Origin of the sequence: Martelella sp. NC20, from assembly GCF_013459645.1 — a bacterium.
In the GTDB taxonomy this organism is placed as follows: Bacteria; Pseudomonadota; Alphaproteobacteria; order Rhizobiales; family Rhizobiaceae; genus Martelella.
The window spans coordinates 1-14068 of record NZ_CP054863.1; the positions used below are offsets into that span (position 1 = coordinate 1).

The 14068-nt window shown below is 59.8% G+C and carries 14 protein-coding genes and 1 pseudogene; 13 read left to right on the forward strand and 2 right to left on the reverse strand.

Features of this window, described 5'->3' with window-relative positions; translation table 11 throughout:
- The 5 genes and pseudogenes from HQ843_RS27840 to HQ843_RS27860 form a co-directional block, all read left to right on the forward strand.
- Positions 1-480, forward strand: coding sequence for a hypothetical protein (locus HQ843_RS27840; RefSeq protein WP_180902470.1), 480 nt, complete (start codon positions 1-3; stop codon positions 478-480).
- A 173-nt stretch (positions 481-653) separates the two neighbouring features.
- Positions 654-2660, forward strand: a complete 2007-nt coding sequence (gene goxA / locus HQ843_RS27845; RefSeq protein ID WP_180903579.1) for a CTQ-dependent glycine oxidase GoxA — start codon at positions 654-656, stop codon at positions 2658-2660.
- Positions 2661-2680: 20 nt separating this feature from the next.
- The gene (gene goxB / locus HQ843_RS27850; protein ID WP_256432970.1) at positions 2681-3772 is read left to right on the forward strand and encodes a glycine oxidase maturase GoxB; all 1092 of its coding nucleotides are present in this window, start codon (positions 2681-2683) and stop codon (positions 3770-3772) included.
- A 39-nt stretch (positions 3773-3811) separates the two neighbouring features.
- Positions 3812-4270, forward strand: a complete 459-nt coding sequence (locus HQ843_RS27855; protein WP_180902468.1) for a RidA family protein — start codon at positions 3812-3814, stop codon at positions 4268-4270.
- 126 nt (positions 4271-4396) lie between these two features.
- Positions 4397-4626, forward strand: a pseudogene (locus HQ843_RS27860) (transposase); the annotation flags it as partial.
- A 155-nt stretch (positions 4627-4781) separates the two neighbouring features.
- Here HQ843_RS27860 and HQ843_RS27865 read toward each other — a convergent pair.
- Positions 4782-5237: an Lrp/AsnC family transcriptional regulator gene (locus tag HQ843_RS27865; protein WP_246710497.1), complete on the reverse strand. Its 456-nt coding sequence runs from the start codon at positions 5235-5237 to the stop codon at positions 4782-4784.
- Between the two features lie 124 nt (positions 5238-5361).
- Here HQ843_RS27865 and HQ843_RS27870 point away from each other — a divergent pair, with 124 nt between their 5' ends.
- The 8 genes from HQ843_RS27870 to HQ843_RS27905 all read left to right on the forward strand — a co-directional run bounded on the left by HQ843_RS27870 (position 5362) and on the right by HQ843_RS27905 (position 12563).
- The gene (locus tag HQ843_RS27870; RefSeq protein ID WP_180902465.1) at positions 5362-6405 is read left to right on the forward strand and encodes an ornithine cyclodeaminase; all 1044 of its coding nucleotides are present in this window, start codon (positions 5362-5364) and stop codon (positions 6403-6405) included.
- Positions 6406-6408: 3 nt separating this feature from the next.
- Positions 6409-7338: a citrulline utilization hydrolase CtlX gene (gene ctlX / locus HQ843_RS27875; protein WP_246710498.1), complete on the forward strand. Its 930-nt coding sequence runs from the start codon at positions 6409-6411 to the stop codon at positions 7336-7338.
- Positions 7339-7419: 81 nt separating this feature from the next.
- On the forward strand, positions 7420-8349 hold the full coding sequence (locus HQ843_RS27880; RefSeq protein ID WP_180902464.1) for a LysR substrate-binding domain-containing protein: 930 nt from the start codon (positions 7420-7422) through the stop codon (positions 8347-8349).
- Between the two features lie 151 nt (positions 8350-8500).
- A complete protein-coding gene (locus HQ843_RS27885) occupies positions 8501-9271 on the forward strand; it encodes an ABC transporter ATP-binding protein (protein WP_180902463.1) in 771 nt (256 codons plus the stop codon).
- A 96-nt stretch (positions 9272-9367) separates the two neighbouring features.
- The gene (locus tag HQ843_RS27890) at positions 9368-10132 is read left to right on the forward strand and encodes a transporter substrate-binding domain-containing protein (RefSeq protein WP_180902462.1); all 765 of its coding nucleotides are present in this window, start codon (positions 9368-9370) and stop codon (positions 10130-10132) included.
- A 5-nt stretch (positions 10133-10137) separates the two neighbouring features.
- Entirely contained in the window at positions 10138-10827 is a 690-nt protein-coding gene (locus tag HQ843_RS27895) for an ABC transporter permease (RefSeq protein WP_180902461.1), read from the forward strand.
- Entirely contained in the window at positions 10824-11516 is a 693-nt protein-coding gene (locus HQ843_RS27900) for an ABC transporter permease (protein WP_180902460.1), read from the forward strand. The genes HQ843_RS27895 and HQ843_RS27900 overlap by 4 nt, the downstream gene beginning before the upstream one ends.
- A 75-nt stretch (positions 11517-11591) precedes the next feature.
- Positions 11592-12563, forward strand: a complete 972-nt coding sequence (locus HQ843_RS27905; RefSeq protein ID WP_180902459.1) for an arginase family protein — start codon at positions 11592-11594, stop codon at positions 12561-12563.
- Between the two features lie 395 nt (positions 12564-12958).
- On the opposite strand, the gene HQ843_RS27910 is transcribed toward HQ843_RS27905, so the two are convergent.
- Entirely contained in the window at positions 12959-14017 is a 1059-nt protein-coding gene (locus HQ843_RS27910) for an ABC transporter ATP-binding protein (RefSeq protein WP_180902458.1), read from the reverse strand.
- Between the last annotated feature and the right edge of the window lie 51 nt (positions 14018-14068).

A 14068-nucleotide genomic window follows, 5' to 3' on the forward strand; every position in this document is an offset into this window, starting at 1 on the left:
ATGAAACGCGCTCATTCTCACGTCACGTCGTCATTGCTGGTCGGGGCAGGTCTTCTGGTAGTCGCCGGTCTGGCTGGCTGCGAGGTATCGGACGGCTCCATGCCATCGGTTTCAACCGCGCCCGACTACCAGACGACCGCGGCCGCGCAAAAGGAGATGAAGGACTCGGTTGTGGGGAAATGGAAAATGTACCCGGCAATCGGCCCGACGAAACGCAACTGCTCGATCGAGTTCAAGGCGAGCGTCTTCGACCCGCACAAGGGCCGCGTCAGCACATTCGCCTGCAACCTGGTCGAGGGTCTCGGCAGCATCAACGGCGTCAGCCGTATCAATGGCTGGGAACGCAAGGGTCGCACGATCATCCTGTCCGCCATCGCGACGCCGAATATCGGCTCGTTCGACCTGCCCATCGATTCCTACCGCGACCGCGTCTACGGCAGCACCAAGGATGACATCCGCTTCGTCATGGTTCGAGACTGATCTCGATTGGCAAGCCCAAAAAAACGTCTCAATCGGCCTTGCGCAGATCCGTATCGAAGGCGCCCTCAACCTGTCGGCAGTCGTTCGTGTCGGCGTTCGCAAGCCCGCGTATGGCGGCGGCCGGGCCAAATAATTGATGGATTGCAAGCAGTAGTAATAAGGAGCGAACGATTATGAAGCGACGTGATTTTTTGTCCTCAGTCGGCGTTGGTCTTGGACTTTCTGTCGCCAACTTACCGTTTTCCCCGAAAATCGCCTTGTCAGCGGTACCGCCACTGGAATCTGCCGAACCAGGTGCGAAGATTGCCCGGGTAGGGATTTATCCAGCTATTGGAATCTGTCGGGTTGGAGGCAGCAAGAAATGGTTTTACGCGCCCGAGCTGCCAGGTGTACCGGCGGATCCAGAGGGGGGATTCAAAGACGGTACGAGCAAGATAAAGAAGCAGGTCCAGCGGTTTCGTATCTATGCCTTTGATAGTGAGGGCCGGGTCATTTCAGAGCTTACCGACAAGACCGCCAAGATCGAGTGGCGTGTTCATGTGGCAAACACCAAGGCCGCCTGGTACGGGTTCAATAATCCTCTCGACAACGGTCAGAACGCTCCGGGGCTTCCGACCCAAAAGCGAAATCAGTTCATTCAAACCCAGGACCAGCGGGAGCGGATGCTTATCATCGATCCCGGTCCAGTTTCTATTTCAGGTACTCAAAAAAACTGGGACGGGGAAATGCCTGAGTACGGCATGACAGGTCGATTTTGGCAAAGCGTCGATGTCTCGCTCGGCCAGGTCCGGACTGACGATGCCGGGCGTCTCCTTGTGGTCCCCCCCGACGGGATCTCCGCAAGTCCGCGTGAGTCGCCGATTACGAGTTTCGCTGACAATGACGGCTGGTATGACGATTGGTGCGACGGGCGCGTGGACGCGACTGTGACCCTTCCAGATGGCCAGGTGCTGACCGCAGATGGTTCCTGGGTGGCATGCGTAGGTCCCAACTTTGCTCCCGAAATACCGCCGATAAGCACGATGTATGATGTTATTGACAGCATGAACTGGGAGCAGGGTTGGGTCCCCGATCCTCAGAGACCTCTCTCGTTTCGCCGCGATATCTATCCGACATTTCGTCGTGCTGCGCTTATGGAATGGGTTTCTGCCGCGGCAAACCTGCGCAAGGGCTGGCTCAACATCGGCGATTTCTCTAACCCTGAATATTTGAAGAGACTATCGGATCCCAGTGACGCGAATGCGGAGTTCCGGCAAACGGTATTCGCGAATTTTCGCGATCCGTCGGATCTCACCCCAACTGCCTTCATTGATCAGCACCTCAAGATACCGTTGATGCCGGGTGACGGTGTAAATCATAACGGAAGCCCGTTGACCTGGTTTCAGTTTCCCAAACTGCAATACGAGATGCTGCGAAGCTGGGCGTCAGGCGATTTCATCAATGATTTCGACGATCCCTCGCTCGATGACATTTCGGACCTCGATGATCTGCCGGTCGAAGCCCGTCCGTATGCGCTTACGGAAGCCGCATTGGAGCCCTGTTCCGGGGGAGCGTTTCATCCGGGGGTCGAGCTCTCCTATTATCTTCGGCTTGCGCCGCTTTACCAGCGCAATACCGACCAAAATGCCGAGCCTTTCCGGATCGCGCGCGGAAATCGCACTTCCCTTGTGCAGGATCTGGGCTTTTTGCTGGATTTCGAGACGGCGACTGCCGGCGATACACCAGCTATCGGTCCGCAGATGCCGGGGGATTTGACGCGCTGGATGGGCTTGCCCTGGCAACCTGATGCCTTCAGTTGTCAGCGCGTTGCAATGCAGGACGAATTTCCCATACCCGTATGGTGGCCTGCCCTGCTGCCGGTGGATGTCCTGTCCGAGCACAGCTATGAACAGTTGATGCGCGAGGATCTTTCGCCTGAAGACCGCCTCAAGTTCTTCAACAATCGTGATTGGTGGGCGCGTGGCGTTACGGGAATAGGATACCACGCAAACGCGAGTTACTGGGACGGGATCCAGAACATGATCCGGATCTGGCAGGAAATGGGTTTTGTCGTTTCCAGACCCGGCCCGGCGCAAGACCAGCGCGTGCCTGGTATTCCAGAGACCGTTTTTGTCGAGGTGGATCGGGGCAATGCCGAAAGCCGGTTCGACTGGCAGCCAACCGATGGCCAGTTGCCTTGAAGGTCGGTGGTTTGGCACCAATGAAGCGGACCCGCGTCATTGTCGTGGGAGGAGGTATAGCCGCCATGGCGGCCAGCCTGTCGCTTGCGAATGAAGGTGTGCCGGCAATTTGGATTGCACCTGAGGGGTTCGCCAAAGCAAAACCGGGAGAAAGTCTGGCACCCGCAGCCGTGCCCCTTTTGCGAGCACTGGGACTTGATGCTATCCTGGAGACGCCCATGCATCGCAAGGTCGAAGTCTTGTTTTCGAGCTGGGGCGCTAACAGCCTCATCGAGAAGAACCAGACCGGTTGTGCCGGCAACCTGGGTTACGTAATCAACCGGACAGAATTCGAGTTCAGACTTTCCGAGGAAGTTGCAAAAAGACCAGCAATTGATCGGTGTGTCGATGCCGTGGCCTCGGTTCAAAGGCTGGACAAGGCTTGGCATGTGACAACCTGCGCCGGCCTGGAGTTTACAGCCGATTTCTTGATCGACGGCAGCGGCCGTCACATGATTGTGGGACGGCAATACGCCACACTGAGCCGGCAGGACAAGCTTGTGGCAGCATATGACTTCCTGGAGCAAGAAAACAACGAGGTGGACCCAACGCCAGCAACTCTGGTCGAGGCCGTCCCGAATGGCTGGTGGTATGCGGCGCTGCTCGAGGACAAACGCCTTGCGATCAACTATTGTTCTGATCCAGACCTTATGCCCAGGGGGCTGGGGCATGACGTTGAGGCCTGGAAAACACTCATCGGAGAAAGCCGGTACATTGTTCGCTGGCTTGAATCCGCCGGGTTTGCCATCGACAACCCGCCTTCCCTGACGAGTGCCGGAACAACCTTTTTATCGACCCCGACCGGCCCCGGCTGGATTGCCATCGGTGATGCGGCAGCTGCGTTTGATCCCTTGTCGTCCCACGGGATGACTTCGGCACTCTGGACGGGGGTCGAGGGAGCCAAGGCAGCAGCAAAGTCACTGTCCGGCTCGCCAGATTCCATAAACCAATACCAGGAACGCGTTGTCAGCGGCATTTCCCGATACATGTCGGACCGCCGAAGGATTTACGGGCGCGAGCATCGCTTCACGGAGCATGCCTTCTGGAGAAGGCGCCAAGCATATGCAGATTAATATCATTAACTTCATGAAAGAGAGGGAATGAAAATGTACATGACCAGATTTAAGAATTTAACTCTTGTTGCCGCATCTTTGCTGTTGCTTTCGATCAATTCTGTCGAGACGCGGGCGGAAGGCAGAACCGCCTATCCGTCGACAGCCGTGGAAGGGTTGCCCTATTCCGGTGTCGTGAAGGCGCAAGGCATGGTCTACGTGGGCGGCGTTCTGGGTACCAAACCGGGAACTGGAGAGCTGGTGTCTGGAGGTGTTGAAAACGAAACCAGGCAAGCTCTGAACCATGTCAAGGACATGATGGAACTTGCGGGAACTTCGCTTGATCAAACTGTTAAATGCATCGTGTTGTTGACAAGCGTCGACTATTTTCCGCCAATGAACGGTGTATTTCGTGAGTTCTTTCCGAGCAACCCGCCGACGCGCTCCACCATCGTCGTCCCCGAGATTCCGCTCGGCGCGTCCGTCGAAATCGACTGTACTGCGGTTGCGAATGGCTAGGAGGCTGCGGCAAAATTCCTCGTCGGCGCGCAGAGTTCGTGATTCACTTTCGGAATTGATTTGCGGGGTTGGATTCATGTGCGGGCGATCGAATCACGAGGATGAGCCTTTTTTGGTTTCGTACGGCTGGAGGAACGCGTTTTGGCGCATCATCTGTTGGAGCGATCCGGACGCTGACGGATGAGGTTCTGGCGTCGCTCAGCGGTCGGCTTGAGGTGCTGTGCGCGCGCGTCGGCCGTCCTTCGATCCCGCCCGAGATGCTGCTTCGGGCCACGCTTTTGCAGGCTTTCTTCTCGATCCGCTCCGAGCGGACGATGATGAAGCAGGTCAACTACAATCTCTTGTTTCGCTGGTTCGACGCCGATCGAGACGATAAATCTTTGAGGTAATTAATGCGTGTGGGGTCCTGGCGCCGCGCCGAATAACACATAAGATCGCGTTAGACGCGGTTTCCGACGTTGATCAATGGTGGTCGGCGCCTGTTAAGCACCTGCGGGGCCGTCGGCGATCGTCAGACGCTGCTCAGAAGCAGGCTGGTTTCGCTGTTGGAGACGCCTTCGATCATCCGGACCTCGCGCAGGACCCTGTCGAATTCCGAAAGGGTCGATGTGCGGATATTGGCGACGAGGTCCCAACTGCCATTGGTCGTGTGCAGCGAATAGACCTCCGGCAGGCCGCGCAACTTGCGGATGACCTGGGTCGTCGATTTGCCGACGACCTCGATCATCATCACCGCATGAACCCTGTCATCCTCGTAGTCCTCGCGCACCCGCACGGTGAAACCCATCAGGGTTCCCGTCTCGATCAGCCGGTCGAGGCGTTTCTGCACCGTGCCGCGCGCGATCCCCAGCGTGTCCGAAAGCTTGGAAAGTGAGGCCCGGCCATCGCTGCGCAGATGCGAAATGATGTCCCTGTCAAGGCGATCGGGAACGTATTTGGCCGTGCCATGGTGTCGTTCATTATACAAATTGATCATCTTTAATGGTCAAATCTACTAATATTGACGCAAATTTAGTACAGTTTTGCGCTTTTCGCTAGCATTCAAATCGGCATAGCTTTTCCTGAAAGTACCAAAACGAAAAGAGGTTGAAATGCCGTCACCTTCCACAAAAGCCTTTGTGCCCTTCGTCAGTGTCGAGAACATGATGCGGCTGGTGCACAATGTCGGCATCGAGACGATGATGAGCGAACTGGTCGAAGCGCTTGAAGAGGATTTCCGGCGCTGGGACCAGTTCGACAAGACGCCTCGCGTGGCCGCCCACTCCGCCGACGGGGTGATCGAGCTGATGCCGACCTCCGACGGCGGACATTACGGCTTCAAATATGTCAACGGCCATCCCAAGAACAAGCTGACGGGTCACCAGACGGTCACAGCGTTCGGGCTTCTGGCCGATGTCGCCACCGGCTATCCGGTCCTTCTGAGCGAGATGACACTGCTGACGGCCATCCGGACAGCGGCAACCTCGGCGATGGTTGCCCGTCATCTGGCGCCGAAGAATGCCGGGACGATGGCGATGATCGGCAATGGCGCGCAGGCGGAGTTTCAGGCGCTGGCGATGAAGGCCGTCGTCGGCGTCAAGGCGGTTCGGCTCTATGACATCGACCCCGCCGCCACCGAAAAGACATGTCGCAATCTGGAAGGCAGCGGACTGTCGGTGAAGGCCTGCCGCTCGTCGGAGGAGGCGCTGGAGGGCGCCGAGATCGTTACCACCTGTACGGCCGACAAGCAGTATGCCACGATCCTGACGGACAACATGGTCGGGGCGGGCATCCACATCAACGCCATCGGCGGCGATTGCCCCGGCAAGACCGAACTGCATCCCGATATCCTGAGGCGCGCGACCACCTTCGTGGAGTATCCGCCGCAAACGCGCATCGAGGGTGAGATCCAGCAGATGGGCGAAGATTACGAGGTGACCGAATTCTGGCGCGTGCTTGAGGGAAGCCAGGCCGGGCGCACCGACGAACGCCAGATCACGCTATTCGACAGCGTCGGTTTCGCGATAGAGGATTTCACCGCGCTGCGCTATGTCGCCGAGCGGATCAAAGGCACAGAACTCTACGAGAACCTCGACATGATCGCCGATCCTGACGACCCGCGCGATCTGTTCGGCATGTTGCAGCGGGCGATGTGAACCATGGCGCGCCCTTTCTTCTTTTCGCCGCAGGCGGCGAGCGCCGTGGTCATGGTCCGGCCGCATCATTTCACCGTCAACACCGAAACGGCCAATGACAACCGGTTTCAGAAGGTTCCCGAAACCGGGCAGGACCTCAGGCGCCGGGCCTATGATGAAATCACCTGCGCCGGCGAAATGCTCTCTTCAGCCGGCATTGCCGTGCACATGTTCGAGGACGAGGGAGATAAGACGCCGGATTCTGTCTTTCCAAACAACTGGTTTTCTACCCATGCCGGCGGGCATGTCGCGATTTTTCCAATGAAGGCGCGAAACAGGCGGCTCGAACGCCGTCCGGATATCATCGAAACGCTGAAGCGCGACTATCGCGTTCAGGACGTCATCGACTATTCGGGGCTGGAAGCCGACGGTCTGTTCCTCGAGGGCACGGGCGCCATGGTGCTCGATCACATCGACAGGGTCGCCTATGTGGTGCGTTCCGAGCGCGCCGACCCGGTCGCGCTCGAGCGTTTCGCGACCCACTTTAATTTCGAGCCGATGGTCTTCGACGCGCGCGACCCTCAGGGCATGGCGATCTATCACACCAATGTCCTGATGTGCATCGGAACCGGTTTCGTGCTGATCGGCCCGGAGATGATGACCGAACCCGACCGGCGGACCGAGATCCTCGACAGGTTGCGACGAACCGGACGGGACATCATTGCCCTCGACAACGACCAGATCGCCCGCTTTGCCGGCAATGCGCTTGAGCTTCAGGCGCCTGATCAGCGATTGCTCGCCCTTTCCACGACTGCGCTCGACGCCTTGCGTCCCGACCAGATTGCAGCGATAGAAAAGACGGCAAGCATTGTGGCGCTGGACATTCCGACGATCGAGAACGCCGGCGGCTCGGTGCGCTGCACCCTGGCGGGCATTCACCTCGCCAGACGATAGGAGCGACCGACCTGGGCGGTCGTCGTTGCGTCAGGCGACGAACCGTCCACCATGACCGGGCGCCGAAACATTGAGGTCGACGTGAAGGATCTGCGACATCTGCCTTTGCAGACGCTGAGGACGTTCGAGGCAACCGCCCGCCATGGCAGCATGGCGCGGGCGGCGGCCGAGCTCAACCTGACCGATAGCGCCGTCAGTCATCAGCTGCGCAGGCTGGAGGGCGATCTCGGCTATGATCTGTTCGAGAAGGCCGGGCGGGGGATCAGGCTCACTGATGCCGGGCAACTGTTCCACAAGACCGTTGCGAAGGCGTTGCAGGATATCCTGTCGACCGCGGTCATGTTGTCCGAACAGCCGCTTGCCGGCGGGCGGCTGGACATTGCCTGTCCGCCGATGTTCGCCAGCGCCTGGCTTGCGAAGAATATCGCGGATTTCAGCGAGAGGCACCCGACGGTCGAGTGCCACATCCGGCTCATTGAAAACCATCTCGTCCCTGAAACAGCGGATGTCGATCTCGGTATAATGTTCGGGCAGGGCGGATGGCCAAACCGGTGGTCGGCGCGTCTCGCCGATGTCGACATCACGCCTGTCTGCTCGCCGGTGCTGTTTCAGCGTCTGGAATATGCGACGCCGGATGCGGGCGCGTTGAAAAATTGTCTTCTGCTGCACCGCGATGACGGGGCCGAGTGGCGGCGCTGGCTTTCCGAATGCGGCCACGGCGATGTCTTCGACCGCGCCCGCCACCTTTATTGCAGCGATCTCGGCATCGCCATCGACCTTGCGCTCAACGGCGTCGGGTTTGCGCTTGCCAGCGAAACGCTGACCCGCAACGATATCCGACAGGGCCGTCTTATAAGGCCGTTCGGCTTCTCGATCGATGCCTTTGGCGGCTGGTATGTCGTTGCCCACCTGCACAGCCTGGAGCGGGCCGGCCCGCGCCTGTTCCTGCATTGGCTACTGGCGGCCTTCGGACAGGACGACATGATCGACACGCTGCCTGCGCTCGATTGATGAAAACAGATCATGAATCGCCTGAAGAATGATCATTTGCGCAAAAATACGACACGCATCTATTGTGCCTCAAAATTAGACACCGGCGTTTGCCGGTGCCCGGCCCGCTCTGCGGGAGATCTTCCGCCAGAGGCATGCTCCGGAGTATGAAATGGACAAACTCGCCGTCAGCGACATTCACAAATCATACGGCCAGCACGAAGTGCTGAAAGGCGTTTCGCTGCGTGCGGCCGCCGGCGATGTCGTCAGCATTCTCGGTTCCAGCGGTTCGGGCAAAAGTACGTTCCTGCGCTGCATAAACTTTCTGGAACGCCCGCATGAGGGCGAGATTGCGGTGGATGGCAAGAGACTGGAAACAGTGCGTGACCGCGACGGCATGCTGAGGGTGCTGAACCGCGGCGAGCTGCGTCTGATGCGCACCCGCCTTGCCATGGTCTTCCAGAATTTCTGCCTCTGGTCCCATATGAGCGTGCTGTCCAACATTATCGAAGCGCCGATCAGCGTGCTGGGTCTGTCGCGCCGCGAGGCGACCGAGCTGGCGAAGGCGAACCTCACCAAGGTTGGCCTCGGCCTGGACGTCCTCGACAAATATCCCTCCCATCTTTCCGGCGGCCAGCAGCAGCGTGTGGCGATCGCCCGCGCGCTTGCCGTAAACCCCGAGGTCCTGCTGTTCGACGAGCCGACCTCGGCGCTGGACCCGGAACTGGTGAGCGAGGTGCTCAAGGTCATGCAGGCGCTCGCCGAAGAGGGCCGCACCATGGTGGTCGTCACCCATGAAATGGGCTTTGCCCGCCACGTCTCCACCAAGGTCATGTTCCTGCATCAAGGCCGCGTCGAGGAAGAAGGCGCGCCGTCGCGCGTGTTCGACCAGACCGAGAGCGAACGCATGCAGCAATTCCTGGCCGGACAATTGCGGCATTGACCGGGCGCATCGTCACGCCGAGCGCCGATAAGAAATGGCAGACCGGATCGTTCCGCAACTGCCGCTCCACCCCCTAAAACCACAGAGGACAGACTTATGAAAAGACTGCTTTCAGCCGCCGCCATCGCGCTTGCCCTTGCCGCCGGCACGGCTTCCGCCCAGACCGGCGAAAAGGTGATCGTCGCAACGGATGCGACCTTCCCGCCATTTGAATCGATTGACAAGGACGGCAAGCTCGTCGGATACGACATCGACCTGATGACGGCCGTGTGCGAAGCCGCCGAACTTAACTGCGTCATCTCCAATGCCGCCTGGGAGGGGATGATCCCCGGCCTCATCAGCGGCAAATACGATGCGCTGATTTCGCAGCTGACGGTGACCGACAAGCGCCGCAAGGTCATCGCTTTCAGCGACATCTACAGCCATCCGATCTTCCGCTTCGTCGCGGCCAGTGATGCAGATCTCACGATCACGCCGGAAGGTCTTGCCGACAAGACCATCGCCGTTCAGCGCGGCACGCCGATGGATGCCTATGTCACCCGCGTCTATGCCGACTCCGATATCAAGCGCTACGACACCGGCAGCGCGCCCTATCTCGATCTGGAAAGCAAGCGCGCCGATGTCGTGCTCAGCTATCAGGCACAGATCACAGCAGGCTTCCTGGGCGGCGACAAGGCTGAAAGTTATGAGCTTGTCGGCCCGCAGCTGACCGGCGAGGACGCGCCGGAATTCGGCGAGGGCGTGGCGATTGCGATCAGCAAGAAAAACACCGCGCTTCTGGAAGAGATCAACAAGGGCCTCGAGATCGTCCGTGAAAACGGCACGCTGGATGCGCTCAACGCCCAGTATTTCGGCGACTGACGGATATGCTCGTCGATTACACCTGGACGATCCTGGCGGGAGGAGGGATGACCCTTCTCCTGGCCTTCGCGGCGCTGTTGCTGTCGACGCTGATCGGCATGGCGGCAGCGCTCGCTAAGCGCTCGCACAGCAGGCCGTTGCGGGGTGCGGCGCAGGCCTACACCTTCATCGTCCGCGGGATTCCGGACCTCGTCATGATCCTGCTGGTGTTCTACAGCCTGCCGGCGCTGCTCAACCAGCTGTTCCAGCTCTGGGGTCTGGACTGGTGGGTCGAGTTTCCGCCGCTTGCGACCGGGATTGCGACGCTGGGGCTGATTTTCGGCGCCTATATGACCGAAACCTTCCGCTTTGCGCTGGAAAACATTCCGCACGGCCAGATCGAGGCGGCGCAGGCCTTCGGCCTCGGACGGGCGCGGATCTTCTTCCGGATCGTGCTGCCGCAGCTCATCCGGCTGGCGCTGCCGGGGTTTACCAACAATTGGCTGGTGCTGGCCAAGGCAACGGCGCTGGTTTCGCTGATCGGACTTCAGGACGTCATGTTCCGGGCCAAGGGCGCAGCTGAGGCGACGGGACAGCCCTTTACCTTCTATCTCGTTGCGGGCGCATTCTATCTGGCCCTCACGCTGCTTTCCACATTCTGCCTCGCGCGTGTCGCGACCCATTTCAATGCGGGAATGAGAAAGGCCGGAGCATGAACTGGGATATCATCGCCGAAAACAGCGGCCTGTTTCTCGAAGGCGCGAAACTGACACTGGTGCTGACCTTTTTCGCCCTTCTTCTGGCTTTTGCCATCGCCGTGCCGCTGTCTTTCCTGCGCAACAGCAATAACCGTGCGATCCGCGGCGCGGTTCACGCCTATACGCTGGTCTTTCGCGGAACCCCGCTTCTGGTGCAGCTCTTCCTGATCTATTTCGGCCTGGCACAGTTCGAACTGATCCAGACGAGTTTTCTGTGGCCCTGGCTTTCGAGCCCGATGGTCTGCGTCCTGATGGCGCTTGCGCTGAATTCCGGGGCTTACACCACCGAGATATTCGCCGGTGCGCTTCGGCACATTCCGCACGGCGAGATCGAAGCGGCGCGCGCCTTCGGCATTCCCCCGCTTGCCGCGGCCCGACGCATCCTGCTGCCGGCCATGCTGACCCGCGCGCTGCCACTTTACGGCAACGAGATGATCATGATGCTGCATGCGACCTCGCTTGCGAGCACGGTGACGCTTCTGGAGACGACCGGCGTTGCCCGGCAGATCTCGCTCAACGACTATATTCAGTTCGAACCCTACGTGACGGCGGCCGGCATCTATCTGGTGATGACCTTCGTGCTGGTCTCCGCCTTCCAGCTCGTTCAGCGCCGCTATGCCGGATACCTGCAGCCAAGACGGCACTGACCGCGCGGACAATCCGCATTCAAACAATGACAAGCGATCTGCCCGCGTCCCGGACCTGGCAGGCAAGGAGAAGACATGACTGAATCCGTCGATCTCGGCGTTCTTTTCGGCGCAGGCGCCGACACCAAAACCTTCCTCGGGCTGGACGCCTGCGGCGATCTGACCACGCTCGACGCTCCGATCGCCATCATCGGCGCACCCTGCGCCACGCCCTATGCCAGCGCCGGCGCCTATTGCCGCAATGGTCCCGATGCGCTCAGACGGGCAACCGCGCCCCTGACAGCCAATGTCGACCATTTCGACTTCGACCTCGGCGGCCCGGTGTTTCCCGAGGCCGGGCTGCGCGCCGTCGATTGCGGCAACCTGCCCTTCGACGAAAATGATGCGGCAGGCAACCGGGACACGATCCGCAAGGCCGTCAGCGCGGTCGTCTCACGCGGGGCCGTTCCCGTACTGCTCGGCGGCGACGATTCCATTCCGATCCCGATGATCGACGCTCTCTCCGAAACCGGCCGGAAATATACCATCGTTCAGATCGACGCCCATATCGACTGGCGCGATTCCCACATGGGCGAGAACATGGGGCTGTCGTCGACAATGCGCCGGGCATCCGAAATGGGCCATATCGAGCGGATCATTCAGGTCGGCGCGCGCGGCATCGGCTCGGCGAGGGCGTCGGACGTTGAGGATGCCAAACGGTGGGGCGCCAGCCTCTTTACCGCCCATCAGCTCGATCGCGGCGGCCTCGCGCCGGCGCTCGACATGATCCCGGATGGTTCCGATGTCATCGTCTGTTTCGATGCCGATGCACTCGATTCCACGCTTGTGCCGGGCGTAATCGCGCGCGGTCCGGGCGGGCTCTCCTATTTTCAGACCCTCGACCTTCTGTTCGGGATTGCCAAACGCGGCCGCATCGCCGCGATGGATTTTGTCGAATTCATGCCGGAGCGCGACATCGATGGGATGGGCGCGCTGTCGTTTGCCCGCGTCATCACCTCCGCGCTCGGCATTCTGGCGCGCCAGCGCGCCACAGCAAAAGCTGTCTAGCCTGATGACGGAACTGCTTCCCCTTGATCCTTGGGGAAGCGCTGATGCGCACCTCTGTCTCGGAGTTTCAGACGTCTTGGCGCAGGCGTGAGCGATATAGACGGCGATCATGGTGGTTGCCAATGATGTCATCGGCAGTAATGACGCCGTTTGCTATCGGGATTGCGAGTTCGCCGATATGGCCGATGGTGCTATCGCGACTGTACGGAGCCGATATCCTGGCATGCAAACATTCCGCAGCTCATTTGCCGTCCTTTCCGCTTTGTGACCTCTGAAGATCACACCTCTGGCACACTGCGATGCCGTCTGGGGAGGGCGGCAACCACCCCATCTTGTTCCGACCCCAACCGGGCAATGGCCCGACACGAAGCAGGGTTTCAAGGCTTGCTTTGACACTACGCCTCGAGGCGTTTTCCGGACTGCTTGTCGAAAAAATGCAGTTTGTCCGGGGTGGGCGTGATGTGGACCGTCTCGCCTAGCCGGAGCGGCATGATCCCGCGGGGCGCGCATGTTACGATTGTTCCGCCGATATCAACTTCCACATGCGTTTCGGAGCCGAGCACCTCGATATCGTAAACCCTGCCGGCAATGCCAGTTTCTGAGAGGGCCAGGTCTTCCGGACGTATGGCAAGTGTCACCGGTCCCTCAGGCAGATTTGTCACGGCGGCAGCCCGCCCGTCGACAAGGACGCAGGTCTTCCTGCCGTCACGCTGCTCGATCCGCGCGTCGATGAAGTTCATCTCCGGCGAGCCGATGAACCCGGCGACGAATGTGTTTGCCGGGCGGGTGTAGAGTTCCATCGGCGGGCCGACCTGCTGGACCTCTCCATCCTTCAGGAGCACCACGCGGTCGGCCAGCGTCATCGCCTCGACCTGATCATGGGTGACGTAGATCGAGGTCGATCCGAGCCTGCGGTGAAGCTGACGGATCTGGTGGCGCATTTCCACGCGCAGCTTGGCGTCGAGATTGGAAAGCGGCTCATCGAACAAAAAGACGCGCGGATCGCGGATGATCGCCCGCCCCATCGCCACCCGCTGGCGCTGGCCGCCCGAAAGGTCCCTGGGCCTGCGATGGAGCAGCGCGTCCATGCCGATCGTCTTCGAGGTTTCCTTGACGCGGGTGGCGAGCGCTTCGCCGCTTTCGCCCCGAATCTTCATCGGAAAGCCGATATTTTCGTCGACGCTGAAATGCGGGTAGAGCGCATAGGACTGGAACACCATCGCGATGTCGCGCTCGCGCGCTTCCATGTCGTTGACCACCTCGCCGCCGATCCTCATCGTGCCTGACGATATGGTCTCGAGCCCCGCGATCATGCGCAACAGGGTGGACTTGCCGCAGCCGGAAGGACCGACCAGCACCACGAACTCGCCTTCGGCGATCGACAGGTTGATATCGCTGAGGGCCTGGAACCGGCCGAAATTCTTGCAAATGGACTGAAGCTCGACAGTGGACATTCTTGTCTCCCAGAGCATTTCGCAGTCAGGTCGAACCACCTGACGTTCGCG

Excerpts from the sequence above, each read along its gene's own strand:
- HQ843_RS27870 (WP_180902465.1), top strand. The coding sequence starts at position 5,362 with ATGCCGTCACCTTCCACAAAAGCCTTTGTGCCCTTCGTCAGTGTCGAG.
- ctlX (WP_246710498.1), top strand. The coding sequence starts at position 6,409 with ATGGCGCGCCCTTTCTTCTTTTCGCCGCAGGCGGCGAGCGCCGTGGTC.
- HQ843_RS27905 (WP_180902459.1), top strand. The coding sequence starts at position 11,592 with ATGACTGAATCCGTCGATCTCGGCGTTCTTTTCGGCGCAGGCGCCGAC.
- HQ843_RS27855 (WP_180902468.1), top strand. The coding sequence starts at position 3,812 with ATGACCAGATTTAAGAATTTAACTCTTGTTGCCGCATCTTTGCTGTTG.
- goxA (WP_180903579.1), top strand. The coding sequence starts at position 654 with ATGAAGCGACGTGATTTTTTGTCCTCAGTCGGCGTTGGTCTTGGACTT.
- goxB (WP_256432970.1), top strand. The coding sequence starts at position 2,681 with ATGAAGCGGACCCGCGTCATTGTCGTGGGAGGAGGTATAGCCGCCATG.
- HQ843_RS27895 (WP_180902461.1), top strand. The coding sequence starts at position 10,138 with ATGCTCGTCGATTACACCTGGACGATCCTGGCGGGAGGAGGGATGACC.
- HQ843_RS27900 (WP_180902460.1), top strand. The coding sequence starts at position 10,824 with ATGAACTGGGATATCATCGCCGAAAACAGCGGCCTGTTTCTCGAAGGC.
- HQ843_RS27840 (WP_180902470.1), top strand. The coding sequence starts at position 1 with ATGAAACGCGCTCATTCTCACGTCACGTCGTCATTGCTGGTCGGGGCA.
- HQ843_RS27885 (WP_180902463.1), top strand. The coding sequence starts at position 8,501 with ATGGACAAACTCGCCGTCAGCGACATTCACAAATCATACGGCCAGCAC.
- HQ843_RS27910 (WP_180902458.1), bottom strand. The coding sequence starts at position 14,017 with ATGTCCACTGTCGAGCTTCAGTCCATTTGCAAGAATTTCGGCCGGTTC.
- HQ843_RS27890 (WP_180902462.1), top strand. The coding sequence starts at position 9,368 with ATGAAAAGACTGCTTTCAGCCGCCGCCATCGCGCTTGCCCTTGCCGCC.